Origin of the sequence: Caldovatus sediminis (assembly GCF_014644455.1) — a bacterium.
Classification (GTDB): Bacteria; Pseudomonadota; Alphaproteobacteria; order Acetobacterales; family Acetobacteraceae; genus Caldovatus; species Caldovatus sediminis.
This window is the reverse complement of record NZ_BMKS01000007.1, coordinates 96,315-120,187: the sequence shown is the minus strand read 5'-3', so window position 1 is coordinate 120,187 and position 23,873 is coordinate 96,315. Positions and strand designations below refer to the sequence as shown.

The 23,873-nt window shown below is 74.6% G+C and carries 23 protein-coding genes; 12 read left to right on the top strand and 11 right to left on the bottom strand.

Annotation, left to right across the window (positions count from 1 at the left end; translation table 11 throughout):
* Nucleotide 1: 1 nt before the first annotated feature.
* Nucleotides 2-865, top strand: coding sequence for a TauD/TfdA dioxygenase family protein (locus IEX99_RS13155; RefSeq protein WP_188900963.1), 864 nt, complete (start codon nt 2-4; stop codon nt 863-865).
* 24 nt (nt 866-889) lie between these two features.
* On the opposite strand, the gene IEX99_RS13150 is transcribed toward IEX99_RS13155, so the two are convergent.
* Nucleotides 890-2,392, bottom strand: a complete 1,503-nt coding sequence (locus IEX99_RS13150) for an ABC transporter substrate-binding protein (protein WP_188900961.1) — start codon at nt 2,390-2,392, stop codon at nt 890-892.
* A 102-nt stretch (nt 2,393-2,494) separates the two neighbouring features.
* Nucleotides 2,495-2,896, bottom strand: coding sequence for a VOC family protein (locus IEX99_RS13145; RefSeq protein WP_188900959.1), 402 nt, complete (start codon nt 2,894-2,896; stop codon nt 2,495-2,497).
* A 258-nt stretch (nt 2,897-3,154) separates the two neighbouring features.
* Here IEX99_RS13145 and IEX99_RS13140 point away from each other — a divergent pair, with 258 nt between their 5' ends.
* The 3 genes from IEX99_RS13140 to IEX99_RS13130 are packed head-to-tail and all read left to right on the top strand — an operon-like array spanning nt 3,155 to nt 5,281.
* Nucleotides 3,155-3,340, top strand: a complete 186-nt coding sequence (locus tag IEX99_RS13140) for a hypothetical protein (RefSeq protein WP_188900957.1) — start codon at nt 3,155-3,157, stop codon at nt 3,338-3,340.
* Complete coding sequence (locus IEX99_RS13135; protein WP_188900955.1) at nt 3,340-3,924, top strand: HupE/UreJ family protein; 585 nt, start codon at nt 3,340-3,342, stop codon at nt 3,922-3,924. The genes IEX99_RS13140 and IEX99_RS13135 overlap by 1 nt, the downstream gene beginning before the upstream one ends.
* Before the next feature lie 10 nt (nt 3,925-3,934).
* Entirely contained in the window at nt 3,935-5,281 is a 1,347-nt protein-coding gene (locus IEX99_RS13130) for a sodium-dependent transporter (protein WP_188900953.1), read from the top strand.
* Between the two features lie 252 nt (nt 5,282-5,533).
* Here IEX99_RS13130 and IEX99_RS13125 read toward each other — a convergent pair whose 3' ends face one another.
* From IEX99_RS13125 to IEX99_RS13110, 4 genes are all read right to left on the bottom strand, one after another.
* Nucleotides 5,534-6,808, bottom strand: coding sequence for a TRAP transporter large permease (locus tag IEX99_RS13125; protein ID WP_188900951.1), 1,275 nt, complete (start codon nt 6,806-6,808; stop codon nt 5,534-5,536).
* Nucleotides 6,805-7,341 carry a TRAP transporter small permease gene (locus IEX99_RS13120; protein ID WP_188900949.1) on the bottom strand — a complete coding sequence of 179 codons (537 nt, stop codon included), beginning with the start codon at nt 7,339-7,341 and terminating at the stop codon, nt 6,805-6,807. Before IEX99_RS13120 ends, IEX99_RS13125 begins: the two co-directional genes overlap by 4 nt.
* Nucleotides 7,328-8,353 carry a TRAP transporter substrate-binding protein DctP gene (gene dctP, locus IEX99_RS13115; RefSeq protein ID WP_188900947.1) on the bottom strand — a complete coding sequence of 342 codons (1,026 nt, stop codon included), beginning with the start codon at nt 8,351-8,353 and terminating at the stop codon, nt 7,328-7,330. Before dctP ends, IEX99_RS13120 begins: the two co-directional genes overlap by 14 nt.
* Before the next feature lie 192 nt (nt 8,354-8,545).
* Entirely contained in the window at nt 8,546-9,910 is a 1,365-nt protein-coding gene (locus IEX99_RS13110) for an MmgE/PrpD family protein (protein ID WP_188900945.1), read from the bottom strand.
* Nucleotides 9,911-10,143: 233 nt separating this feature from the next.
* Here IEX99_RS13110 and IEX99_RS13105 point away from each other — a divergent pair, with 233 nt between their 5' ends.
* Both IEX99_RS13105 and IEX99_RS13100 read left to right on the top strand, forming a co-directional pair.
* Nucleotides 10,144-11,742, top strand: a complete 1,599-nt coding sequence (locus IEX99_RS13105; protein WP_188900943.1) for an ABC transporter substrate-binding protein — start codon at nt 10,144-10,146, stop codon at nt 11,740-11,742.
* The gene (locus tag IEX99_RS13100; protein ID WP_229678006.1) at nt 11,739-12,800 is read left to right on the top strand and encodes a phosphotriesterase family protein; all 1,062 of its coding nucleotides are present in this window, start codon (nt 11,739-11,741) and stop codon (nt 12,798-12,800) included. The genes IEX99_RS13105 and IEX99_RS13100 overlap by 4 nt, the downstream gene beginning before the upstream one ends.
* Nucleotides 12,801-13,036: 236 nt before the next feature.
* Here IEX99_RS13100 and IEX99_RS13095 read toward each other — a convergent pair whose 3' ends face one another.
* The gene (locus tag IEX99_RS13095; protein ID WP_188900942.1) at nt 13,037-13,330 is read right to left on the bottom strand and encodes a twin-arginine translocase TatA/TatE family subunit; all 294 of its coding nucleotides are present in this window, start codon (nt 13,328-13,330) and stop codon (nt 13,037-13,039) included.
* 406 nt (nt 13,331-13,736) lie between these two features.
* On the opposite strand from IEX99_RS13095, the gene IEX99_RS13090 reads away from it, so the two are divergent.
* A complete protein-coding gene (locus tag IEX99_RS13090; protein ID WP_188900939.1) occupies nt 13,737-14,711 on the top strand; it encodes a TerC/Alx family metal homeostasis membrane protein in 975 nt (324 codons plus the stop codon).
* A 311-nt stretch (nt 14,712-15,022) separates the two neighbouring features.
* On the opposite strand, the gene IEX99_RS13085 is transcribed toward IEX99_RS13090, so the two are convergent.
* Nucleotides 15,023-15,805, bottom strand: coding sequence for a PhyR family response regulator anti-anti-sigma factor (locus IEX99_RS13085; RefSeq protein ID WP_188900937.1), 783 nt, complete (start codon nt 15,803-15,805; stop codon nt 15,023-15,025).
* A 56-nt stretch (nt 15,806-15,861) separates the two neighbouring features.
* Between IEX99_RS13085 and IEX99_RS13080 the strand changes: the two genes are divergently transcribed.
* The 4 genes from IEX99_RS13080 (at nt 15,862) to IEX99_RS13065 (ending at nt 19,325) form a co-directional block, all read left to right on the top strand.
* Entirely contained in the window at nt 15,862-16,431 is a 570-nt protein-coding gene (locus IEX99_RS13080; RefSeq protein ID WP_188900935.1) for a sigma-70 family RNA polymerase sigma factor, read from the top strand.
* 69 nt (nt 16,432-16,500) lie between these two features.
* Complete coding sequence (locus IEX99_RS13075; RefSeq protein WP_188900933.1) at nt 16,501-17,079, top strand: sigma-70 family RNA polymerase sigma factor; 579 nt, start codon at nt 16,501-16,503, stop codon at nt 17,077-17,079.
* Between the two features lie 70 nt (nt 17,080-17,149).
* Entirely contained in the window at nt 17,150-17,461 is a 312-nt protein-coding gene (locus tag IEX99_RS22510) for a hypothetical protein (RefSeq protein WP_229678004.1), read from the top strand.
* Nucleotides 17,454-19,325, top strand: coding sequence for a sensor histidine kinase (locus tag IEX99_RS13065; protein WP_188900931.1), 1,872 nt, complete (start codon nt 17,454-17,456; stop codon nt 19,323-19,325). The genes IEX99_RS22510 and IEX99_RS13065 overlap by 8 nt, the downstream gene beginning before the upstream one ends.
* A 30-nt stretch (nt 19,326-19,355) precedes the next feature.
* Here the strand turns inward: IEX99_RS13065 and IEX99_RS13060 are convergent, their stop codons facing one another.
* Nucleotides 19,356-20,063: a phosphatase PAP2 family protein gene (locus tag IEX99_RS13060; protein WP_188900929.1), complete on the bottom strand. Its 708-nt coding sequence runs from the start codon at nt 20,061-20,063 to the stop codon at nt 19,356-19,358.
* Nucleotides 20,063-21,628, bottom strand: a complete 1,566-nt coding sequence (gene glpK, locus IEX99_RS13055) for a glycerol kinase GlpK (protein WP_188900927.1) — start codon at nt 21,626-21,628, stop codon at nt 20,063-20,065. Before glpK ends, IEX99_RS13060 begins: the two co-directional genes overlap by 1 nt.
* An 82-nt stretch (nt 21,629-21,710) precedes the next feature.
* Between glpK and IEX99_RS13050 the strand changes: the two genes are divergently transcribed.
* Entirely contained in the window at nt 21,711-22,427 is a 717-nt protein-coding gene (locus IEX99_RS13050) for a glutathione S-transferase family protein (RefSeq protein WP_188900925.1), read from the top strand.
* 428 nt (nt 22,428-22,855) lie between these two features.
* Here IEX99_RS13050 and IEX99_RS13045 read toward each other — a convergent pair whose 3' ends face one another.
* A complete protein-coding gene (locus IEX99_RS13045; protein WP_188900923.1) occupies nt 22,856-23,872 on the bottom strand; it encodes a Bug family tripartite tricarboxylate transporter substrate binding protein in 1,017 nt (338 codons plus the stop codon).
* Between the last annotated feature and the right edge of the window lies 1 nt (nt 23,873).

The window sequence follows — 23,873 nt, the reverse complement described above, 5'->3', positions numbered from 1 at the left end:
CATGACCGCGGAACCCGACGGCATCACGGTCGTGCCGAGCGGCGCCGCGCTCGGCGCCGACGTCCGCGGCGTGGACCTGCGCCGGGTGGACGACGCCGCCTTCGCCGTCATCCGTCGCGCCTGGCTCGGGCACAAGGTGCTGCGCTTCCGCGGCCAGGACCTCGACGACGACGCCCTGGCGGAATTCAGCCGCCGCTTCGGCGAGCTGGACATGGCGCCGATCACGCGCAGCGGCCGGCCCTTCCAGCCGGACCGGCCGGAGGTGACGGTGATCTCCAACATCGTGGTGGACGGCCAGCCGATCGGTGGCCTCGGCGCGGGCGAGGCCGAGTGGCACAGCGACATGTCCTACAACGAGATCCCGCCGGACGGCAGCCTGCTCTACGGCATCGAGGTCCCGGAGGGGCACGGCGACACCTGGTTCGCCGACATGGTCGCCGCCCACGATGCGCTGCCCGAGGCGATGCGCGCACGCCTCGCCGGCCTCAAGTGCAAGCACGACGCCACGCGCAACAGTGCGGGCGAGCTGCGCGCGGGATACGAGGAGCACTACGAACCGGAGGACCGCCCGGGCGCGGTCCACCCGATGGTCCGCACCCATCCCGAGACTGGGCGGAAGGCGCTGTTCCTCGGCCGGCGGCGCAACGCCCACGTCGTGGGACTGCCGCCCGAGGAGAGCGACCGGCTGCTCGACGAGCTCTGGGCCTTCTGCACCCGGCCGCGCTTCGTCTGGGTCCAGAAGTGGCGGCAGGGCGACGCGGTGCTGTGGGACAACCGCTGCGTGCTGCACCGCCGCGACCCCTTCGATCCCTCGCTGCGCCGGCTGATGCACCGCACCCAGATCAGGGGTTCGCGCCCCTACTGAGCGCGACGGCGCCGCGGCGCCGCCTCAGGACTTCACGCGCAGCCCCTGCAGCCGGATCAGCCCGTCCGGCACCATGCGCAGCCCCTCCACCTGCGCCGTCGTCCCGATCAGCAGCCGCGGGTGCCAGAGGTAGATGTAGGGACGGTCGGCGAGGTAGAGCCGCGCCGCGCGGTCATAGGCCGCGGCGCGCCGCGCCGGGTCCACGCTGGTCCGCGCCTCGCGCAGCGCGGCGTCTACTGCCTGGCTGCAGTAGCGGCCGCCGTTCAGCGCCTGGCCGCAGGCCTTGAAGCTGTAGATGTTGGCGTCGAGGTCCACCCGCCCGCTCCACTGGATGATCAGCGCCTCGAAGTCGCCGGAGGTCCACTGGCGCAGCAGCGTCCCGGTCTCGAGCAGGACGAGTTCGATGTCGATTCCGGCCTCGGCGGCCATGGCCTGAATCACCTCGCTCGCCTGCACGTAGTCGGAGGTGTTCGGGACCAGCATCTGGATGCGCACCCGCTCGTGCCCGGCCTCGCGCAACAGGGCGCGTGCGCGGGCGACGTCGCGGCCCGGGACCGGGACCGAGGCCGCGTAGAACGGGTGGCCCGGCGGGACGGACTGGTTGCCCGCGATGTGCAGGCCCTCGAAGGCGACCCGGACCAGCGCCTCGCGGTCGATCGCGCGCTCGAGCGCCTCCCGCACCCGCGGGTCGCGCCCGAGCGGGGTGTCGGCGCGCGGCCCGTTCGCGACGTTCACGGCGATGTAGAAGGAGGCGAGGCTCGGCCCGGTGTGCAGCCGCACGCGCCGGTCGGCGCGCACCGTGCCGACGTCGGAGGGATTGATGCGCTCGATCACGTCGAGCGCGCCGGCACGCAAGTTCGACAGGCGCACCGTGGCGTCCGGGATCGGGCGGTAGGTCACGCGCTCGACATGGATCGCGCCGGCGTCCCAGTAGGCAGGGAAGCGCTCGAGCTCGATGCGGTCCTGGGCGACGCGGCGGGTCAGGCGGAACGGGCCGGCGCAGGCGGGCTCGCGCTGGAAGTCGGCGCCGAGGACCGTCTCCTGGCGGGGCGAGACCAGCATGCCGGCGCGGTCCGCCAGGGCCGCGAGCAGCGGGGCGAAGGGCTCGTCCAGCCGGACGCGGACCTCCATCGGGCCGGCGATTTCGACCGCCCGCACCGGGCCCATCTCGCCGCGCCGCGTCGAGCCCTGCGCCGTCAGGTGGCGCCGCAGCCCGGCGGTCGCGGCCTCGGCGTCCAGCGGGACGCCGTCGTGGAACGTGACGCCCGGACGCAGCGTCAGGCGCAGCGCCCTGCCGTCCTCCTCCCAGGCCCAGGCGGCGGCGAGCTGGGGCACGATGCCGCCCTGCTCGTCGATGTCCACGAGCTTGTCGCACATGGCCATGAACACCTGGCGCGCCGCGACGGTGCGCGACAGCGTCGGATCGAGCACATCCGGGTCCGAGGCGATGCCGACGCGCAGGTGCTGTGCGGCGGCGGGCGCGGCGGACAGGGCGAGGCCGAGCAGGGCGGCGAGGCTTCGGCGCATGGCTGGGCGTCTCCCGGGGGGACGCCATCCTGCCGCAGTCGGGCGACGCGGAACAACACGTCGCCCGCCCCTCGGCGGGAGGCCCGCCGCACCGCGCGGTGCCTACCGGCGCTGCACCAGCTCGACCATGATGCCCTCCGGCCCGCGGATGAAGGCGAGGCGCAGGCCGGGGCTGCGCATCAGCGGGCCGATGGCGACCTCGGCGCCCTTGGCCCTCAGCTCCTCCGCCGCGGCGTCCACGTCGTCCACCGCGAGGCCGATATGCTCCAGGCCGAAGTAGGGAAAGCGCGGCGCCGGCGCGGTCGGCTCCTGCGGATGCGGCGGGGCGAGCAGCACGGTCTGGCCGCCGAGCCGCATGGTGACGCGGAGCTGCCCCGGGTAGAGCGTCCCCGGCGGATAGACGTCGCGCGTCACCTCGGCGCCGAACATGGTCTCGAAGAAGCGCGCGGTCGCGTCGGGGTCGGGGGTGCGCAGATGGACGTGGTCGAACCGGTAAGCGCGCATCGTCGTCTCCTCCGCCGGCACGGGCCGCCGCGTCCTCGTCCTCGCGGCACCCCGGCCGCCCGGAGCATAGGCCATCGCCGCCGGCGCCGTCCGCCGCGATCGCGCCGGACGGCCGCCAGGGGAACGGCATCGCGCCCGCTCCGGCGCCCCTTCCCGAACGTCCCGTCGGCGTCCCGGCTCGTGGCCGGCCGCGCCGGCGATGCCTCCACGGACGGAAGACGCGGGTGCGAGGGGGCGCGCGATGCGGCCCGCGCCGGCGTGCCGATGATCGCCGAGGTTGACCTGGCGCGGCCGGCGGGTGCTGATCGGGCGGCGGCGCACGGGATTCGCGGCACGCGACCGTCCTCGTCGGCCGAGCTGAAGGAGCATCGTGGCGTGAGTGGAATTGCAGACATCGTTCCGCACCCGGACCGCACCGCCGCGGCCGGCGGCGAGGTGCGCTGATGCGCGCGCGGATCGTGGCGGCGTCGGCGGCAACGCTGCTGCTGCCCGGCGTGGCGCTGGCGCACCCGGGCGCCGGCGAGGCGGCCGGCCTGGCGGCCGGTTTCCTGCACCCGCTCGGCGGCGCCGACCATGTGGCGACGATGGTCGCCGTCGGCCTCTGGGCCGGGCTGCTGGGAGGTGCGCTGCGCTTGCGCTTGCCGGCCGCCTTCCTCGCCGGGATGGCGGCGGGGGCCGTGGCCGGCGGCGCGGGGATCGGCGTGCCCGCGGCGGAGGCCGGCATCCTGGCGACGGTGATCCTCGCGGGCGGCCTCGTGGCCGCGGCGGTGCGCCCGCCCGCGGGACCGGCACTGGCGATCGCCGCGCTCTTCGGCGCGCTGCACGGATACGCGCACGGCGCGGCGATGGCGCCGGAGTGGGACGCGCTCGGCTACGGCGTGGGCTTCCTGGCAGCCACGGCGCTGCTGCACGGCCTGGGGCTGGGGCTCGTCCTGGTCGCCCATGGTCGCCGATCGGGCCTCACGCTGGCGCGCGCGGCCGGCGGCGCGGCCTGCCTCTTCGTCGCCCTTGGCGTCGGCCTCGGCTGAGACGGGGCCAATGGCCGCGGCGGGCGAGACGGGACAATGGCGGACGGGCGGCGGGTTCATCCTCGCCGCCCTCGGCTCGGCCGTCGGGCTGGGCAATGTCTGGCGTTTCTCCTACGTCGCCGGGGAGAACGGCGGCGGCGCCTTCGTGGCGGCCTACCTCGTCGCCGTCCTGGCGTTCGGGCTGCCGCTGCTGATCGCCGAGGTGGCCATCGGGCGCGGCAGCCCGTCGGACCCGGTGGCCGCCTTCGCCCGCATCGCGCCCCGCAGACCGTGGCGCTGGACCGGCTGGCTCGGCGTGGCCGCCTGTGTCGCGATCCTCGGCTACTATCCGACCATCTCGGGCTGGGTCGCCAATTATCTCTGGCGGTACGCCGCGCAGGGCGGCCTCGCGACCGGGGCCGCGGACTACGCGACGTGGTTCCGCGCGGTCCTCGCCGACCCGGTGCAGGCGGTGTTCTGGCCGGCGGCGACCCTCGCCATCGCCGGCGGCATCGTCGCCCTCGGCGTCGCCCGCGGCATCGAGCGGGCCAGCAAGGTCCTGATGCCGCTGTTCGTCCTCCTGCTGGTCGCGCTGGCGTCGCACGGCCTGTCGCTCGACGGGGCCGGCCGTGCCCTGTCCTTCCTGTTCCGCCCGGACTGGTCGGCGCTGCTGCAGCCGCGGACCTGGCTCGCCGCGGTGGGGCAGGCCTTCTTTTCGATCGGCCTCGCGATGGGGATCCTGGTCACCTTCGGCGGCTACCTCGCGGAGCGGCATCGCCTGGTGCCCCTGTCGCTCGCCGTGGTGATCGGCGACACGGGCGTCTCGCTGGTCGCCGGCCTGGTGATCTTCCCGGCGGTGTTCACCTACGGGTTCGATCCGGCGCACGGCACCACGCTGGTGTTCGCCGTGCTGCCGGAGGTGTTCGCCGCGATGCCGGCGGAGCGCGCGGTCGCCGTGGCCTTCTTCCTGCTTCTGATGATCGCCGCCCTCACCTCGGTGGTGTCGTTGATCGAGGTGCCGGTCGCGCTCCTCATCGCCCGCTGCGGTTGGCGGCGGCCGTGGGCGGCGGCCGTGGCGACCGCGGCGATGTTCGCCCTCGGCCTTCCTGCCGCGCTCGGCTTCGGCGTGCTCGTGCCCTACCTGCCCGGCCCGGCGCCGTTCCTCGATCGTCTGGACCTCCTCGCCTCCGACATCCTGCTGCCGCTCAGCGGGATCGCGATCGCGCTGACCGCCGGCTGGCAGTGGCGGCGCGAGGATTCGCTGCGCGCGACGGGGATCGCGCCCGGGCTCGGCGCGACGCTCTGGCTCTGGAGCCTGCGGGTCGGACTGCCCGTGGCGATCGGCCTGGCCATGGCGCGCGGCCTCGGGCTGCTCTGACCGCCGGTGGTCGCGCGGCGGCGGCCCGGGCGCGCGGGCCCTCGCCGAGGGGGAGACGCGCCGTTCGACGACGACGGCTCCGCCCTCGTCGTCCACGCCGGCCCGACGACTGCCGCGGCCAGCCCGCCGGGGACGCGGGCGACCGCATCGCCAGCGCCGTCATCGAGCCCCGGCGCTGAGCCCCGGGCGGGCGCCGCGCTGGCCCTCGCGCGGCGGGCCCCCGGCGTCCCTCGGTCGCCGCGCCCCGGCCGCTCAGCCGTAGAACAGGCTGACCAGCCAAAGGGACAGCATCGGCACGTAGGTGATGAGGACGAGCAGGCCGAGCTGCAGCAGCAGGAACGGCAGCGTGCCGCGCACCACCTCGGAGAGCGGCGCGCGGGCGATGCTCGCGATGACGAACAGGTTGAGCCCCACCGGCGGCGTCAGCAGCGCCAGCTCCATGTTCATCACCATGACGACGCCGAAGTGCACGGGGTTGATCCCGAGCGGCTCCAGCATCGGCACGACGACCGGCATCGTCAGCAGCAGCACCGAGAACACCTCGAGGAACATCCCGAGGAACAGCAGCGCCACGTTGACGACGATGAGGAACTGCCACCAGGTGATGCCCTGCTCGGTGACGAATTCGGCGGCCCGCCTCGCGACGCCCGTCTCGGTCACCCAGTGGCCGAACACCAGCGCGACCGCGATGATGATCATGATCGCCGCGGCATTGCGGATCGCCTCGGCGAGCACGGCGAGGAAGTCGCGCGCGGCGACGCCGCGGTAGACGAAGACCGAGAGCAGCATCGCCACCACGGCCGAGAGGGCCGCCGATTCGGTCACCGTCACCAGCCCGCCGTAGAGGCCGCCGAGCACGATCACCGGCACCGAGAGGGCCGGCAGCGCGTGCACGGTGCGGCGGATCTTCTCCTCCAGCGGCAGTCCTTCCTGCCGCCCGTAGCCCTTGCGGCGGGCGTAGAACAGGATCCAACCGGCGATCAGCCCGGCCTGCATCAGGCCGGGGATGACGCCGGCGAGGAACAGGCGCGGGATCGCCTCGTCCGCCAGCACGCCGTAGACGACGAAGGCGAGGCTCGGCGGGATCAGGATGCCGAGCGTGCCGGAGGCGGCGATGATGCCGGCGGCGAAGTGGCGCTCGTAGCCGGCGCGCAGCATGGCCGGCACCAGGATGGTGCCCATCGCCATCGCGGTGGCGACGGAGGAGCCGCACATCGCGGCGAAGATCGTGCAGGAGACGACGCAGACGAGGCCGAGCCCGCCGCGCACGCTGCCCACCCAGGCCTCGGCCGCGCCGATCAGTGCGCGCGCCACGTTGCCGCGCTCCATGAACACGGCGGCGGCGACGAAGTAGGGGACGGCGAGCAGGGTGGCGGAGTTCAGCTCGTCCATCACCTTCTGCGCCAGGCCGACCAGCGGCTGCGCTTCCAGCGCGAAGAGCGCCGTGGCCGAGATGCCCAGCACCAGCCAGATCGGCACCCCGAGGACGAGGAGGGCGACGAAGGCGACGCCGACCGCGGCGGTCACGTCACGCCGCTCCGCCCGGCGGAGAAGAGGCCCCGCCACAACCGGATCGCATAGCGCAGCGTCATCAGTCCGGCCCCCACCGGCAGCGCGAGCAGGTAGATCCAGAGCGGGAAGCGAAGCGTCGTCGTGGACAGGTCGCCGAACTCGTAGCCGTCGAGCGTCACCGCGGCGCCGTACCAGGTGAGCAGCGCCGACATCCCGAAGCCCAGCAGGTCGGAGAGGACGTGCGCCGCGCGCCGCACGCCGGGCGGCAGGAGTTCCACGAACAGGTCGGCCCTGACGTGCCGGTTGGCCGCGGTCACCGCCCCGAAGGAGAGGCACACCGCCCAGATGACGAGGTAGACCTGCACCTCGTCGCCCCAGTCGAAGGCACTCTGCGGGGCGACGGTGCGGATCAGCACATTGACGGCGCAGACGAGAAGCGCCGCCGCCGCGAACCCGCCGACCAGCACCGCGTCGATGCGGTCGAGCAGGGATCGCCGGGCGGCGGCTTCCCCGTGCGCCGAGGCGGCGGCGACCTCAGAAACTGACATTCGCCGCGCGGAGTTCGTTCATGACCTTCTCGACCATGTCGCGGTCGATCTTGATCTCGGCGATGATCTCGTCCTGCGCGGCCATGAGCCGGCGCCGCGCGTCCGCCAGCTCCTCGGCCGAGGGCTGCGCCATGCGCACGCCGTTGCTGATCAGCGTGTCGCGCGCCGCGGCCTGGGCCGCCTCCGCCTGCTCCCGCTGCCCGTCGACGATCGCCTCCCACGCCTCGGCCATCGCGGTCTGCAGTTCCGGCGAGAGGCGGCTCCAGAACTGCGTGCTCACCATCGGCACGTACTGGGAGAAGTACTGCCGGTCCTCGAAGGAGTAGCGCAGCCCGGAATCCCAGAGCTTGGAGGTCACGGCGCTCTCGTGCGTCGTGATCAGCGCGTCCACGACGCCCTGACTCATCGCGAGCGGCAGGTCGGGCCAGGGGATCAGCACGGGGCTGCCGCCCAGCACGCGGATGCGCGCCGCGTTGGCCGAGCCGCCGGGATGCCGCACGCGCAGCCCGCGCAGGTCCTCGTACTTGTTGAGCGGACGCGAAACCCCGTAGAAGTGGTTGTAGCCGAGATTGAACCAGCGGCCGAGCACCTTCACCCGCAGCCGCTGCTCCATGCGCTCGTTGAGCTGCTGGCCGACCGGGCCGTCGCCGACGCGGCGCACCACCTCGGGCGGCACGCCGTAGAACATTGGCAGCGAGGTGATCGCGGTGTTGGGCTCGATGCCGTCGAGGTTCCAGGTGCCGGGGATGCCCATCTCCACCGAGCCCTGCCGCAGCGCCCGCGCGATGTCGCGGTCGCGGAAGAGCTGGGCGCTGGGGAAGATCTCGGCCTGGATCTGGTCGCCGGCACGCTTCCGCAGCTCCTCGACGAACCGTTCGGCGTTCCGGTTGCGAACGTGGGTCGGGTTGGTGTCGAGCGAGATGCGCAGGCGCACCTGCGCCGCCGCCGGCCGCGCGATCAATGGGGCACTCAGACCGGCGCCGGCCGCGAGGACGAGCGTTCGCCTCCTCATTCGCCTCCTCCCTGTGAAGCTCGGGCCATGCTGGCCCAGGAAGCCGGAGACTAATCAAATTCGGGACAGGGTCAATCGCGCCCCGGAGCCGAGGCGCGCTCGGCCGCGCGACGGCCTCGGGGCCGCTCGTTCCGGATCTGGGGGGCGGCCAGGAGTTGCCGCCCCCTTGCGGCATCGGCGGCGCGGGATCGTTCAGCGCGCGCCCGTCAGCAGCCCGAGGAGCGGCGCCACCGAGGGCGCGTCCGGCAGGCCGAGGATCGCATCCCGCAGGCGGTCCGTCCGCGCCGCGTCCATCCGCCCCGCGCAGTTCTCGCGGAACTTGTCCCCGAGTTCCTGGTCGCTGAGCGGCGCGCCGGGATCGCCCTTGGGGATCAGCACCGTCTCGGTGAAGGACTGCCCGTCGTCGAGCGTGATGGTGACGCGCGCGGGAAACTTGTCCGGATAGAGCCTGTCGAGCGCCTCGTCGGCGACGACCTCCGTGCGCTCGAGCACTTGGCGCACCAGGGGATCGTTGATCCGCCCCGGCGCGAACTGCGCCTGGGTGAGCCTGCGGTCCACGGCGGCGACGGCGATGCAGTAGGGAACCGAGACGCGCGCCGCCATCACCGAGCCGACCTCCTTGCTCGAGAAGTGCGTCGTGACGGTGCGGTAGGTCTCGTTCGTGATTCGGGCGATGCGGCGCGGGTCCACCGGATGGCGATTGACGATGGCGAGCGTCGCCTGGATCGGCGAGTGGCTCGCCAGGATCGAGGGGAAGTACTTGAAGCCGTTCTGCAGGATCTCCCACTCCGTGCCGAGGCCGGCGGTCAGCGCCTCCGGCCTCGGCTCCAGCGAGAACGCGGCGAGGTAGCCCTTCGGATGCTCCAGGATGCCGGGCGGGCTGGTGGCGCCGAGCCGCGCGAGCTGCGCGGAGAGCACGCCGTTCAGCGCCGCCTTCCCGGGATGGATGCTCTTCGTCATGTCGCCGGATTCGAAGAAGGTGTTGAGCCCCGCCGCCTGCGTGCCGGCGAGGCCGAGCGCCCGCCGCGTCCCGTCCGCATCCAGCCCGAGCGCCTTGGCGGCCGTGGCCGCGGCGCCGAAGGTGCCGTTGGTCGCGGTGGAGTGCCAGAAGCGGTAGTGCGTCGGCATCACCGCCATGCCGACGCGCACCGCGACCTCGTAGCCCGCGACCAGCGCCAGGATCATCTCGCGCCCCGACAGGCGCTCGGTCTCGGCGAGGGCGAGCGCGGTCGGCACGACCACCGAGCCGACGTGCAGCAGCGCCCGCTTGTGCGTGTCGTCGTTGTCCGCCGCGTTGACCAGGATGCCGTTGGCCAGCGCCGCGAAGGCGGGCTGCGCGGCGACGCCGGCGGCGCCGATCACGCCCGCGCCGGGCGAGGCGGGATAGAGGCGGGCGATGTCACGCGCGACGGCGGCCTTCTCCGGATCCTCGGTCCAGGCGGCGACGGCGCAGCCGACGGCATCGAGCACCACCCGGCAGGCCTGCCTGACGACCGGCGGCGGCAGGTCCTCGTAGCGCAGCCCCGCCACGAAATCGGCCAGCGCCTTGGTGGTCATGCGGCTCTCTCCCCCGTTCCGTTCCGGCCGCCGCGGCCCGATCCCCGGCGGCCCTCGCCCGCCCGATGTCCCCGTCCCGCGGGCGGGCGGTGCGCAAGAAGGGCACGCGCGCGCCCCGCCGTCCAGCGGGGCCGGGGGAGGAACGGCCGTGCCGCCCCGGCCCGCGCGCTTGTGCGCCGATTCGGCGCGGTGGCATGCTCTTCCCCGACATCCGACGGGAGGAGACACGCCCCATGCGCCGCCGCGACCTCCTTGCCTCCGCCGCCTCGGCCGCCTTCGCGGCGGGCGCCGGCCTCGCCGCCCCGGCCGTTGCCCAGCCAGCCCGCGCGCGCGTGCTCCGCTTCGTGCCGCAGGCCAACCTCACCTCGCTCGATCCGATCTGGACCACGGCCGCCGTCACCGAGAACCACGGCTGGACCGTGTTCGACACGCTCTACGGACTGACCGAGGACCTCGAGGTGCGGCCGCAGATGGCCGAGGGGCACAGCGTCTCCGACGACGGCCTCACCTGGCTGATCCGCCTGCGCGAGGGCCTGCGCTTCCACGACGGCGAGCCGGTGCGCGCGCAGGACTGCGCCGCGAGCCTCGCGCGCTGGAGCCGGCGCGACACCTTCGGCCAGTCGCTCGGCGCCGTGGTGGACGCCTGGGAGGCGGCGGACGACCGCACCATCCGCATCCGCCTGAAGTCGCGCTTCCCGATGCTGCTCGACGCCCTCGCCAAGCCCGCGGCGGTCGTGCCCTTCATGATGCCGGAGCGCCTCGCGCGCACCGATCCCTTCCAGCAGGTCACCGAGATCGTGGGCTCCGGCCCCTACCGCTTCCTCGCCGGCGAATACGTCTCCGGCAGCCGCGCCGCCTACGCCCGGTTCGAGGGCTACGTGCCGCGCCAGGAGCCGCCCTCGCGCACCGCCGGCGGCAAGGTCGCGCATTTCGACCGCATCGAGTGGAGCATCATCCCCGACAGCGCCACCGCCGCCGCCGCGCTGCAGGCCGGCGAGATCGACTGGTGGGAGCAGGTGAACGCCGACCTCACGCCGCTGCTCCGCCGCGCCCGCGGCGTGCAGGTGGAGATCACCAACACGCTCGGCTACATCGGCATCGCGCGCTTCAACTGCCTGCATCCGCCCTTCGACAACCCGCGCATGCGCCGCGCCCTGCTCCACGCCATCAACCAGGAGGACTACCTGCGCGGCGTGACGGGCAACGACCCGGAGGCCTTCCGCGCCTGCCATTCCATGTGGCCCTGCGGCACGCCGTACGAAAGCCGCACCGGCGCCGAGCCGCTGACCGGGCCGCGCGACCTCGACCGCGTGAGGGCGATGATCCGCGAGGCCGGCTACGCCGGGCAGCGCATCGTCATCATCAACCCGACCGACTTCCCGACCATCGGCCCCTTCGGCCACGTCACGGCCGACCTGCTGCGCCGGCTCGGCATGAACGTCGAGCTGGTGGAGACCGACTGGGGCTCCGTCGTGCAGCGCCGCGCCAGCAGGGAACCGCCGGAGCGCGGCGGCTGGAGCATCTTCCACACCTGGTGGCCCGGCATCTCGATCATCAATCCGGCGGTCAACGCGACGCTGCGCGGCCAGGGCGACCGCGGCTGGTTCGGCTGGTACAGGAACGACCGCGTCGAGCAGCTCGCCGCCGAGTGGCTCCTCGCCCCGACGGAGGCCGAGCGGAAGCGGCTGGCCGACGAGATCCAGAAGGAGTCCTTCGAGAACGCGCCGATCCTGCCGCTCGGCCAGTTCTTCATCCGCACCGGCTACCGCAGCACGCTGACCGGCATCCTCAAGGGCACCTCGCCCTATCCGTGGAACGTGCGGCGGACGTGAGGGGGACGCGCATGGGCGGGCTGACGCGGGCGGAGATGCGGGGCAGGGCGCAGACGGTGCGGGGGCTGGTGGACCCCGCGGCGCTCGGCTCGACGCTGATGCACGAGCACCTGATCTGGAACCTCACGCCGCCCTCCCAGCGGGGCGGCGATCCGGGGCCGGAGCCCGGGCTCGAGAACCACTGGGGGATGATGACCTCGACCGCCGGCTCGCCCGCGAACCTGACCCAGCGCAGCGTGGACGTCGCGATCGAGGCGGTGCGCGAGGCGGTCGAGGCCGGCTGCAGCACCATCGTCGAGCTGACCATCGGCGGCATAGACCCCGATCCGGAGGGGCTGGTCCGCGTCAGCGAGGCGACCGGCTGCCACATCGTCATGGGCTGCGGCCACTACGTCGAGGAATACCAGGACCCGCGCAACCACGAGCGGAGCGTGGACAGCTTCGCCGCGGAGATGGTCGCGCAGGTGCGGGAGGGCGCCTGGGGAACCTCCGTGCGCGCCGGCATCATCGGCGAGATCGGCTGCCAGAACCCCTGGACGCCGCTCGAGCGCCGCGTGCTGCAGGGCGCGCTGATCGCGCAGCAGGAGACCGGCGCGGCGCTCACCATCCATCCCGGCCGCCGCCAGGACCAGCCGCAGGAGGTGATGGACTTCGTGAGGGCGCGCGGCGGCGACCCGTCGCGCACCATCATGTGCCACATCGACCGCACGGTGTTCGACGACGACGCGCTGTTCCGCCTCGCCGATACCGGCGTGGTGCTGGAGTGGGACCTGTTCGGGCAGGAGAGCTGCCTCTACCCGCTCAACCCGGACGTGGACATGCCGAACGACGCCGGGCGGCTGCGCGCGATCCGCAAGGTGCTGGACCGCGGCCACCGCGGCCAGGTGGTGATCGCGCACGACATCTGCCACCGCGCCCACATGACGCGCTGGGGCGGCTGGGGCTACGGGCACATCCACAAGCGGGTGCTGCCGCTGATGCGCCGCCGCGGATTCAGCGAGGATGAGATCGAGGAGATCCTGGTGCGGACGCCGCGGCGGCTGCTGACCTTCGCCTGACGCCGCCGGCGCAGGCCGGCCGGAGCCCTGCCGCCCCGGGGCAGCGCCCGCACCGGCGCGGCCGGCGAGCACCAGGCGGCTGGTCAGGACCCGCAAGGGTCCGGGCGCCGCGCGTCAGGCCCTGCCGGGACGGTTGCCATCCGCCGTCGCGGCGCGCGTCCTCCGGAGGCCTGCCGGGCGCCGTCCGGACGCGGCGCTCGGCATCCGGCGCCAGGGGGGCGGGCCCCCCCCGACGCTCAGGCGGCGGGCCGGCTGGTGCCCGAGGAAGGCTGCGCGGACTGCGCCGCGCCGGCACCGGCCGCCGCCGAGGCGCTCGGCCCCGCGATCGTGCCGGCCGGCTGGCTCGGCGCGGCCGGCGTGGTGGCCTGCGCCTCCATCGAGGCGTCGGATTCCTCGCTCATGTTCTTCTTGAACGACTTGATGCCCTTGGCGAGGTCGCCCATCAGGCTGCTGATCTTGCCGCTGCCGCCGAACAGCAGCAGGACGACCGCCAGAACCACCAACCAGTGCCAGATGCTGAAGGAACCCATCGTCTCGGCCTCGATCCCTGTGCGCGCGCCGCCCCGTTCTCCGGCCCGGCGGCGCTTGTCCCGTTGTCCGGCGCCGACACTAGTGTCCCGGCCCCGCCTGCGCAAACCGGCAGATGGCGCGTTCGGGGGGCCGAGGCAATGGGGTGGCGCCGGATTCTCGCCGGCGTCCGCCCGCCGGCCGGCGCTCGCGCGGCACCCCCTTGCGGCCGATCCGTTCCTGGACCATCTGGGTGCCTGATCCGGGCCCCTCTGGCGGCCGGCGGGCAGGCGCGGAACCGCTGCCGTTCCGCTGGCCGCGCCCGCCCCGCGATGTCGGATCGCGACGAGCCATCGTGCGCGGTCCGGCAGGCGGCAGGTCCCCCCTCTCCTTCCGAACCGCGCCCATCGGGGAAGGGGAGTGGACTGCGTGGAGGCCTCCTTGTGGTTCTGGGTCGCGTTCAACGCGGCCGTGCTGGTCCTGCTGGCGCTCGACCTCGGCGTCTTCGCGAGGAAGGACGCCAAGGGCGACCCGCTGCCGGTGCCCGTGCGCACCGCGCTCATCAAGTCCGGCGCCTATTTCGCGCTCGCCCTCGGGTTCTGCGCTTGGCTCTGGACCGCCTACGGCGCGACGCCGGAGGAGCGGCAGGCGCGCGCCCTCGAGTTCCTGACCGGCTACCTCATCGAGTGGTCGCTGTCGGTCGACAACATCTTCGTCTTCGTCCTGATCTTCGCGCGGTTCCGGGTGCCGGCGGCCTACCAGCACCGGGTGCTGCTCTGGGGCATCCTCGGCGCGCTGACGATGCGGGCGCTGATGATCCTGCTCGGCACCGCGCTGGTGCGCGAATTCGACTGGGTCATGATCGGCTTCGGCCTGTTCCTCGTCTGGTCCGGCTGGAAGATGCTGCGCACGGTCGGCGAGCCGGAGGCCGACCCGGCGGACAACCCGGTGCTGCTCTGGCTGCGCCGGCGCTTCCCGGTGACCGAGGGCTACCGCGGCAACCGCTTCGTCGTGCGGGAGGGCGGCCGGCTGATGCTGACCCCGCTGCTGCTCGTGCTGGTGCTGGTCGAGCTGACCGACCTGGTCTTCGCCCTCGATTCCATCCCGGCGATCTTCGCCGTCACGACCGACCCGTTCGTCGTCTACACGGCAAACGTGTTCGCGATCCTCGGCCTGCGGGCCCTCTACTTTGCCCTGGCCGGGATCGTGCACCGCTTCCGGTACCTCAAGCACGGGCTCTCGATCGTGCTGATGATCGTCGGCGCGAAGATGCTGGCGAACTACGTGGCCGGCGGGAAGGCGGTGCCGGTGGAGTACGCGCTGTTCGCCACGGCGGCGATCATCGGCGGCTCGATCGCGCTGAGCCTGTGGAAGACCCGCTCAGAGAGCCGGGCAGCGGCCTGAGGCATGGCAGCGGGCAGGCTCGGCGCCCGCTGCTCCCGCGCCCGCGGCGCGAGCGCCGCTCCGTCCCCGCGGACTAGGCCCCGCGGACCGGGGGCGCGAATCGCGCGGCCGTCTCGGCCGGATGCCGTCCGCCGCCCTGAGGCGGCGGCGCGGGGCCTCAGGCCGCCGCGGTCCGGGCCGGTGAACGGCCGTTGCGGGTCGGACCCGGCCGGCCGCGGCCGGTGCCGCCCGGGGACGGGAGCCCGTCGCCGCGGCGCCTCCCGATCGGCGCCGCGGCACGGCGCGGATGGGCGGACGCGCGGCGCGCCCGCCTAGCGCAGCCGCATGCCGCGGGTGACCGCCTGGTAGGTGGCGATGGCGAGCGTGGTCGGGTCGAAGGGCTTGGTGATGACGAAGGCGGGCTCGACCGCCTCGCCGGTCAGCAGGCGCTCGGGATAGGCGGTCACGAAGATCACCGGCGCCCGGTGGCGCTCGAGGATGCGCGCCACCGCGGCGGTTCCGTCGCCGCCGGCGCCCAGGTTGATGTCGGCGAGCACGAGGCCGGGCTTCTCGACCTCGGCGATGGCGACGGCCTCCTCCTCGCTGCCGGCGATGCCGACCACGGTGTGGCCGCAGCCCTCGACCAGCGCCTGGATGTCCATCGCGATGATCGGCTCGTCCTCGATGATCAGAACGCGCTCCGTCGCCCTGGAGCGCAGCGTCTCGCGTGCCCGAGCGAGCTCCTGCGACGCCCGCTCCGGATCGAGGTCGGCCGCCGCCGCCGCGTCCTCGATGTCGAGCTCCTCCAGCGCCGTCAGCAGCAGGAGCTTGCGCTGCAGGACGGGCAGCCCCCCGTCCGCGGCCCCGGGCGCGTCCGGCACGAGCCGCCCGACGGCGCGGTAGAGCGCGATGCGCGCGGTCGCGTCCACGGCCAGCTCCGCCGTCGCCCGGCCGTCGCCGCCCCGGGAGGCCGCCGCGTCCAGCACCTCGCGCAGCGCCCGCGCGACCAGCGCGTCGCCGTCGCGCTGTCCGCCCACCAGCGCGCGCGCGAAGCGCCGCGCGTAGGGAAGCGAGCGGATCAGTGCCGCCCGCGGCTCCGCACCGGTAGCGCTCATCGTCTTTTCATCCCCCGCGGGCAACGACAGCCTGTCACGGCCCGGCCCGCGTTGATATGCACAGGATCGTGGCACAACAAGCCGACGCCTTCGATCAGCGTGCCGCGCTCGCGGGAATGTTGCCGGAGTTGCGCGCCCTCGCCCGCCTACTCGCCGGATCGCGGAGCGAAGCCGACGACCTGGTGCAGGAGGCGCTGCTGCGCATGCTGCGGGCTCCGGGCGCATTCCGCCCGGGTCCGGACCCTGCCGCCGAGCTGCGCGCCTGGGCCTTCGCGGTGCTGCGCAACACCTTCCACGAGGCCCATCGCCGGCGCCGCCGCGAGGCGGCGCGGTTGGCCGTCTCCTCCGCCGGACAGCCGGGGGAGGGCCGCCCGCCGGCGCAGGAGCACGAGGCAGGCATGCAGGACCTCGCGCGCGCCCTCGCCGCGCTGCCGCCCCCGCTGCGCGAGGCGCTGGTGCTGGTCGGCGCGCGCGGCCTCTCCTACGCGGAGGCGGCCACGGTCTGCAACGTTCCGATCGGCACCATGAAGGCCCGGGTCAGCCGCGGTCGCAGGAGGCTCGCCGCGGCGCTCGAGGGCGACCCGCCGCCCGCGCCGCGCAGCGCCGAGCCGCTCGCGGCGCTGTGACGCGGCGCGAGGCAACAACCCGGACGTCCGCGGCATTCCCCCTCTACACGACGCGGGGACCCATGTTCGATGCACGACGAATTCCACGACCAGCTCATCGCGCTCCTGCCGAAGCTGCGCATCCAGGCGCTTGCACTGACGCGCAACCGCGCGGCGGCCGAGGACCTGGTGCAGGACGCGGTGGCCAACGCCCTCGCCGCGCAGGACAGCTTCACCCCCGGCACCAACTTCGCGGCCTGGATGCACCGGATCCTGCGCAACCGCTTCATTTCGACCCTGCGCAAGCAGCGCGAGACCACCGACATCGACGACGTGCCGATGGCCTCCTTCGCGGTCAGCGGCGCGCACGAGGACCGCATGGTGCTCAAGGAGCTCAGCCGGGCCCTCGGCCGGCTGCCGACCGACCAGCGCGAGGCGCTGTTCATGGTCGTGCTCCAGGGCCTGAGCTACGAGGAGGTGGCGGGCGCGACGGGCTGCGCCGTCGGCACGGCGAAGAGCCGCGTGTTCCGGGCCCGGCGGCAGCTCCAGGCCTGGCTGCTCGGCGAGGATCGGCCGATGGCGTCGGCGGCGCGCACCGCGCCGGAACGGCCGCAGGGCAAGCGCGCGCATGAGGCGAACGGGCTTGGTGATCCGCGCGCAACGGTATAGGCTCGGCTTTTCCGGAACGGTCGGCGAATCCCTCGGTTGGCCGCTCGTGCCGTTCCGGACGAGAGCGGCGATGGGCGAGCCGGAGGAAATGGGCGACCCGGCGCGGCGAGGCGGCGGAAGGCACGGTGGCCGGCATGCCAGGCAGCAGCAGAAGCGGCCGGCTTCCGGTGCCCCCGGCGCGACGGCCGGTCCCATGGGCGCGACCCCGCGGCCCTCGCGGCTGGACGGCTCCGCGGGCGGAAAGGCGGTAGCCGAGACGGCATTCGACATCTGGCTCAGCCGCAGCCTCCACCAGATGTTCGACCGCTACAAGGACGAGGACATCCCGGCCGAGTGGCTGCGGCTGATCGAGGAAGACCGCACCCGGCGCCGTGGTGGCTGAGTCGCGGGAACGCGCCGCGCCGCCCTGGCGCGGCATCGGCCGCCGGATCGCCAATGCCTGCTCGCCGCGCACCATCCGCGGCCGCCTGCTCGCCCTCCTGCTTGCCTGCGCGCTGCCCGGCGCCCTGCTCGCCGCCCTGCTCAACGCCGAGGGCGCGTTCCAGGAGGCCGAGCACAGCCTCCGCCGCCGCGTCGCGATGGCGCGGGACCTGATCGCGGCGCGGATCGAGGCGCGGATCGAGGCGGTAGAGCAGCGGCTCATGGGCGCCGCGGCGCTGATGCCGCAGGAGGCGCTGCTCGCGCGCGGCGGCGAGGCCGCCTGCGCCGCCATCCTCGCCGCCCTCGCGCCGCCGGCGGAGATGCCGCGGCCCGAGGCGCGGAACGGCGCGGCGATGCACGCGCTGCTCGCCGGGGACGGCACGCCGCTCTGCGTGTCGCCGCCCGACGCGGCGGCGGACTGGCCCTTCGCCTCGCTGATGTGGGCCCTGCGCGCGGCAACCCCCGCCGCAGGCGGGATCGTCGACCTGCTTCCCTCGCCGAACGCGCCGGAGGGCGCGGCGGTGGCGGTCGCCGTGCCGCTCGGGCCCGCCGGCGGGGCGACGCGGGCCGTGCCGGGCGGCGGCGCCCTGGTCGCGGCGCTGCCGCTGACGCGCTTCGCCGCCGATGTGCATGCGGCGAGCACCGACGCCCCCTCGCATCTCGTCTGGCTGGCGAACGCCGATGCGGCCGAGATGGTCTTCGCGCCCCCGGTGCCGCTCACCGCGGTCGCCTCGGCGGCGCCGCCGCCGGCGGGCTGGCTCGATGCCGCCTCCCCCGGCGCCCCCCCGGTCGCGCTCGCGACCGCGGGCGGGACGCCGGTCCTGGTCGCCGTCGCCCGGCTCGCCCCCGGCCTGACGCTCATCCTGGCGGAGCCCAGCCTCGAACCGCTGCGCGCGGCGCGGCGCGAGGCGCGGCGGCGATTCCTCGAGCTGTCGCTCCTGTTCCTGGCGAACACCGCGGCCCTCGCCTTCGGCATCGGCGCCTGGGTGGTGCGCCCGCTCGAGCAGCTCCGGGAGACGCTGCCGCGCTGGCGCGGCGCCGCCGGCCCGCGGCCCGTGCTGCTCGACGGCGAGCGGGACCGCCACTGGCCCGACGAGGTGCGCGACCTCGCCGCCGGATTCGAGCACGCCGCCGAGCGCCTCGCCGCCCAGGAGGCGGAACTGCGCGCGGCGCTCGAGCGCAGCGAGCTGCTGATGGCCGAGGTGCACCACCGGGTGAAGAACAACCTGCAGATCGTCAGCTCGCTGCTGAACCTGCAGGGCGCGCGCATCGCCGAACCCGCCGCGCGCGCCGAATTCGAGGCGGCGCGCGACCGCGTGCGCGCGCTCGCGACGCTGCACCGCCACCTCTACATGCATCCGGACCACGAGGCGATCGACCTCGGCGCCTTCATCGAGGAGCTGGCGGGTCAGATCTTCCAGGCCTCCGGCGAGCGTCCCGGCGATCGCATCGCGCTGGCGGTGCGGGCGCCGTCGCTCCGCATCTCCTCGGACCAGGCCGTGCCGCTGGCGCTGGTGATCACCGAGGCGGTGACCAACGCGCTCGCCTATGCCTTCCCGGGAGGGCGCCACGGCCGGCTGGAGGTGACGCTGACCGCGGAGGGGGAGCGGGCGCGGCTCTCGGTGCGCGACGACGGCGTCGGCGGCGGGCTCGACCGCGCGGCGGACCGGCGCGGCCTCGGCAACCAGCTCGTCCGCGCCCTCGCCCGCCAGCTCGGCGGCGAGCTGCGCGTGGAGACCGGCGCGGGAACCATGGTGACGCTCGACTTCCCGCTGCGCCCGGCCGCCCTGCGCCCGGCGCCGCACCGCCGTGCCGCCCCCTCCTGAGAGGCGCGGCGCCGCGCCGCCGTGGCGCGTTCAGTACAGCCGGCCCCAGTTGCGGGTGCGCCGGATCACGATCCAGCACAGCGAGGCCCAGGCGAGTCCCGCGGACCAGCCGGCGAGCACGTCGGTCGGCAAATGGATGTGCAGGAGAGCGCGGCTGAGTCCGACCAGCACCGTCGCCAGCAGGGCACAGGCGATCAGGAAGGCGCCGACCAGGCGGCTGCGGTAGATGACGGCGAGCACTGCGCCCAGGGTGGGATAGACGATCGCCGAGGCGAGGGCGCCGGCGCTCGGGAAGCTGGCGCCGAACATCTGCAGCCATTGCGGCGTGAGGAGGCTGCCGGGCCTGCCGAAGCCGATCTTGAGGACGGCTCCCGCCAGCAGCCCGCCCGCGAGCGCCGCCAGCACCAGCGTCGCGGCGCCCCAGCCGCGGCTGAGCACGACGTGCGCGGTGGCCACCGCGACGACCAGCCCGAGGATGGTCGGTCCGCCGGCCGGCGCCAGGTCGCGCGCCGCCTGCTCCACCCAGTGGTCGCGGAACGGGTCCGCCCATTCCGCGGCCATCCGCAACGATTCCTGCAAGGCGGTGTCGAGGCCGACGCGGCCGAGCAGATCGACGTAGATCGCGACCGCCAGGAAGCAGAAGGCGCCGAACACGCCGAGCACCCCGACCTGCCGCTCGGCCGCCTCCATGCGCCGCCGCGAAGCCGGGCGGGGCGGGTCCATCGCCACCTGCGCCATCACCCGGCCCGCTCCCCCGCGGGCGCCGACTGGCACGACGGCGGCGTGCTGAGGGTCCGGCGCACCGCGTCGCGCCAGCCGGCCAGCCGGCGCTCCGCCTCCTCCCGCGCCATGGCGGGAAGGAAGCGGCGGTCGCGCCGCCAGTGGGTCTCCGCCGCCGCGTCGGGCCCGGCGCGCAGCCCGGCCTGCAGGCCGGCGAGATAGGCGGCGCCGAGCGCCGTCGTCTCCAGCACCGTCGGGCGGTCCACCGGGGCGCCGAGCAGGTCGGCGAGGAACTGCATGGTCCAGTCGGAGGCGACCATGCCGCCGTCCACGCGCAGCACCCGCCCCTGCCCGGGCGCTGCGGGCACCGCGCCGGGCATGGCGGCGAGATCCGCCTCCATCGCCGCGAGCAGGTCGGCGGTCTGGTAGGCGACGCTCTCCAGCGCGGCGCGGGCGATCTCGGCGCGGCCGGTGCCGCGCGTCAGGCCGAACAGGGCGCCGCGCGCCTCGGCGTCCCACCAGGGCGCGCCGAGGCCGGCGAAGGCGGGGACCAGATACACCGCCTGCCGGGGATCGGCCCGCGCCGCCAGCGCCCCCGCCTCGCGCGCCTCGGCGATGAGGCCGAGGCCGTCGCGCAGCCACTGCACCGCCGCGCCGGCGACGAAGATCGCGCCCTCCAGCGCGTAGGTGCGCCGCCCCCCGAGCTGCCAGGCGATGGTGGTGAGCAGCCGGTTGCGCGAGGCCACCGGCGCCGTCCCCGTGTTGAGCAGCGCGAAGCAGCCGGTGCCGTAGGTCGCCTTCACCATGCCCGGCGCGAAGCACGCCTGGCCGAGGGTCGCCGCCTGCTGGTCGCCGGCCATGCCGCGGACCGGCACGGCGACGCCGCCGAGCAGGGCGGGGTCGGTGGCGCCGAACTCCGCGGCGCAGTCGCGCACCTCCGGCAGCATCGCGGCGGGGACGCGGAACAGGCGGAGCAGGTCCTCGTCCCAGGCGCCGCGGCGGATGTCGAACAGCATGGTCCGCGCGGCGTTGGTGGCGTCGGTCGCATGCACGCGCCCGCCCGTCAGGCGGAACAGCAGGAAGCTGTCAACCGTGCCGAAGCAGAGGTCGCCGCGCTCGGCCGCGGCCCGCGCCCCGGCGACGCCGTCGAGGATCCAGGCGAGCTTGGTGGCGGAGAAGTAGGGGTCCGGCAGCAGCCCGGTGCGTTCGGCGATCAGCGCCGAGGCCTGGCCGTCGTCGCGCAGCCGGGCGCAGGCCCCGGCGGTGCGGCGGTCCTGCCAGACGATGGCGCGGTGGATCGCCCGGCCGGTGGCGCGGTCCCAGACCAGCGTGGTCTCGCGCTGGTTGGTGATGCCGATGCCGGCGACCGAACGCGGCCCGGCCCCGCCGCGCTCCAGCGCCTCGCGCAGCACGGCGAGGCTCGCCGACCAGATGTCCTCCGGCTCGTGCTCGACCCAGGCGGGGGCGGGGTAGTGCTGCGGCAGCTCCCGCTGCGCCACGGCGCGCGGGAGGAGGTCCGGGCCGAAGAGGATGGCGCGCGTCGAGGTGGTGCCCTGGTCGAGGGCGAGCAGCAGGTCCGCCATGCCGGTTCGCGGAATGCCTTGGTTTTCTCAATGTCCGGTGGAAGATTACGGCGCGCGAGCCCATCGAGGGAAGGACAACCGCATGGCGGCACCGCGGCGGCTGCTGCACGACCTCTGCGGCGCGGACCCCGCGCGGCGGTTCAGCCCCTACTGCTGGCGGGCGAAGCTCGCCCTGGCGCACAAGGGGCTGGAGGTCGAGACCCTCCCCTGGCGCTTCAGCGACAAGGCGGCGATCGCCGACTCGGGCCAGGACCGGGTGCCGGTGCTGCGCGACGGCGACCGGGTGGTGGCCGATTCCTGGCGCATCGCCGAGTATCTCGAGGACGCCTATCCCGACCGCCCCTCGCTGTTCGGCGGGCCCGGCGGCCGGGCACTGGCGCGCTTCGTCAACACCTGGGCGGACGCGGTGCAGATCCCGGGCATCGCCGGGCTGGTGGTGGCGGACATCGTGCCGCATCTGGGGCCGGAGGACCGCGCCTATTTCGTCGCCTCGCGCGAGCGGCGCTACGGCAAGCCGCTCGCCGAGGTCATCGCCGGCCGGGAGCAGCGGGTCGGGCAGTTCCGCCAGGCGATGCACCCGGTGCGGATGGTGCTGCGCGAGCGGCCCTGGCTCGGTGGCGCGGACGGGCCGGCCTATGCCGACTACATCGTCTTCGGCGGCTTCCAGTGGGCGCGCTGCGTCAGCGCCTTCCCGCTGCTCACCCCCGACGACCCGCTGCATGGCTGGCGCGGGCGGATGCTCGACCTGTTCGGCGGCCTGGCGCGCCGGGCGCCGGCGGAGGACCGGTCCGGCGGCTGAAACCCGGTCGGCGGCCCGCGCGAGGGCCGCGGCGCGCCAACATGCGCGGCGGAGGGCGAGCGGCACCGCGGGCACCAACCCTCCTCGCGGGGACCCGCACCCGGGCGGCGGGGCATCACGTCCCGGGACCAGGACCGTCGCGCTCCGCGGACGCCCGCGGCGGAAGCGCCTCCGTCCGCCCACCCATCGGAAGCGGCGCTTCCGAACCGCCCGGACCCGCGGCACGCCGCGGATCGGCGCTCTCCAAGGGGGGAGGGGATTCCGCAGGGCCCGCCTCGCCGCCACCGCCCGCGACCTCCGGTGCATGGCCGCGCGGCCGCGGCGCGGCCCCCTGACGAGGGGCGAGCCCGCCCGCGGCGGCCGCCGCCGCGCGCGAGGCGCCGGAGCACGCGGCCCCTCGGCGCCTCCCCCCCCCCCCGCGGGCCGCGTCAATCCACGCGCGCGCCGGCGGCCTGGATCACCTCGCGCCAGCGCGGGATCTCGCGGGCGATGAGGTCGGAAAGCTCGTCCGGCGTCGAAAGCGCGACCTGCATGCCGAAGCTCTCGATGAACCGCGCCTCGACCTCCGGCTTCGCCAGCGCCCTGTGGATCTCGACGTTCAGCCGGTCCACCACCGGCCGCGGCATGCGGGCGGGCCCGATGATGCAGAACCACGGCACCATCTCGAAGTCGGCGACGCCAGCCTCGATCATCGTCGGGACCTCCGGCAGCGCCGGCCAGCGCTCGCGGCTCGTCACAGCCAGCGCGCGGAAGGCGCCCGCGCGCACCTGCGGCACGGCGGTCGCCATGCTGTCGAAGGTGAACTGCACGTCGCCGCGCAGCAGCGCGGTATGCACGGCGGCGTTGCCGGCGAAGGGGACGTGGAGGATATCGAGCCCGAGACGCGTCTTCAGCAGCTCGCCGGACAGATGGCCCGTCGTGCCGTTGCCGGGCGAGCCGTAGTTCAGGCCGCCCGGCCTGGCCTTCGCCGCGGCGATCAGGTCCTGCAGCGTGCGGACCGGCGACGCCGACGGGACCACGAGCAGGTTGGGCGAGCGCGCGATGAGCGTGATGCCCTGCAGGTCGCGACGCGGATCATACGGCAGGCGCGAGAACAGCGAGACGTTGATCGCAAGCGGCCCCACGGTGGCGAGGCCGATGGTGTATCCGTCCGCCTCGCTCTTGGCGATGGCGTCCACGCCGACATTGCCGCCGGCGCCAGGCCGGTTCTCCACGACGAAGGGCTGGCCGAAGGCGCCGCGCAGATGCTCGGTGATCAGGCGGCCTATGACGTCGGTCGTGCCGCCGGTCGGGAAGGGCACGATGAAGCGCACGGGCCGTGCCGGCCACTCCTGGGCCGCGGCGGTCCGAATCCCGGCCGCCGCCGCCAGCGCCAGGCCGGCCCCGACGAGCGCTCGCCGGCCCGCGCCGGCAGGCCTCGCCCGCGGATGGATGATGTCGCCCATG

Excerpts from the sequence above, each read along its gene's own strand:
- dctP (WP_188900947.1), bottom strand. The coding sequence starts at position 8,353 with ATGAGGAGGCGAACGCTCGTCCTCGCGGCCGGCGCCGGTCTGAGTGCC.
- IEX99_RS13130 (WP_188900953.1), top strand. The coding sequence starts at position 3,935 with ATGGCCGCGGCGGGCGAGACGGGACAATGGCGGACGGGCGGCGGGTTC.
- IEX99_RS13110 (WP_188900945.1), bottom strand. The coding sequence starts at position 9,910 with ATGACCACCAAGGCGCTGGCCGATTTCGTGGCGGGGCTGCGCTACGAG.
- IEX99_RS13060 (WP_188900929.1), bottom strand. The coding sequence starts at position 20,063 with ATGGCGCAGGTGGCGATGGACCCGCCCCGCCCGGCTTCGCGGCGGCGC.
- IEX99_RS22510 (WP_229678004.1), top strand. The coding sequence starts at position 17,150 with ATGGGCGAGCCGGAGGAAATGGGCGACCCGGCGCGGCGAGGCGGCGGA.
- IEX99_RS13155 (WP_188900963.1), top strand. The coding sequence starts at position 2 with ATGACCGCGGAACCCGACGGCATCACGGTCGTGCCGAGCGGCGCCGCG.
- IEX99_RS13080 (WP_188900935.1), top strand. The coding sequence starts at position 15,862 with ATGCACAGGATCGTGGCACAACAAGCCGACGCCTTCGATCAGCGTGCC.
- IEX99_RS13105 (WP_188900943.1), top strand. The coding sequence starts at position 10,144 with ATGCGCCGCCGCGACCTCCTTGCCTCCGCCGCCTCGGCCGCCTTCGCG.
- glpK (WP_188900927.1), bottom strand. The coding sequence starts at position 21,628 with ATGGCGGACCTGCTGCTCGCCCTCGACCAGGGCACCACCTCGACGCGC.
- IEX99_RS13095 (WP_188900942.1), bottom strand. The coding sequence starts at position 13,330 with ATGGGTTCCTTCAGCATCTGGCACTGGTTGGTGGTTCTGGCGGTCGTC.
- IEX99_RS13045 (WP_188900923.1), bottom strand. The coding sequence starts at position 23,872 with ATGGGCGACATCATCCATCCGCGGGCGAGGCCTGCCGGCGCGGGCCGG.
- IEX99_RS13075 (WP_188900933.1), top strand. The coding sequence starts at position 16,501 with ATGCACGACGAATTCCACGACCAGCTCATCGCGCTCCTGCCGAAGCTG.
- IEX99_RS13150 (WP_188900961.1), bottom strand. The coding sequence starts at position 2,392 with ATGCGCCGAAGCCTCGCCGCCCTGCTCGGCCTCGCCCTGTCCGCCGCG.
- IEX99_RS13145 (WP_188900959.1), bottom strand. The coding sequence starts at position 2,896 with ATGCGCGCTTACCGGTTCGACCACGTCCATCTGCGCACCCCCGACCCC.
- IEX99_RS13085 (WP_188900937.1), bottom strand. The coding sequence starts at position 15,805 with ATGAGCGCTACCGGTGCGGAGCCGCGGGCGGCACTGATCCGCTCGCTT.
- IEX99_RS13135 (WP_188900955.1), top strand. The coding sequence starts at position 3,340 with ATGCGCGCGCGGATCGTGGCGGCGTCGGCGGCAACGCTGCTGCTGCCC.
- IEX99_RS13120 (WP_188900949.1), bottom strand. The coding sequence starts at position 7,341 with ATGTCAGTTTCTGAGGTCGCCGCCGCCTCGGCGCACGGGGAAGCCGCC.
- IEX99_RS13050 (WP_188900925.1), top strand. The coding sequence starts at position 21,711 with ATGGCGGCACCGCGGCGGCTGCTGCACGACCTCTGCGGCGCGGACCCC.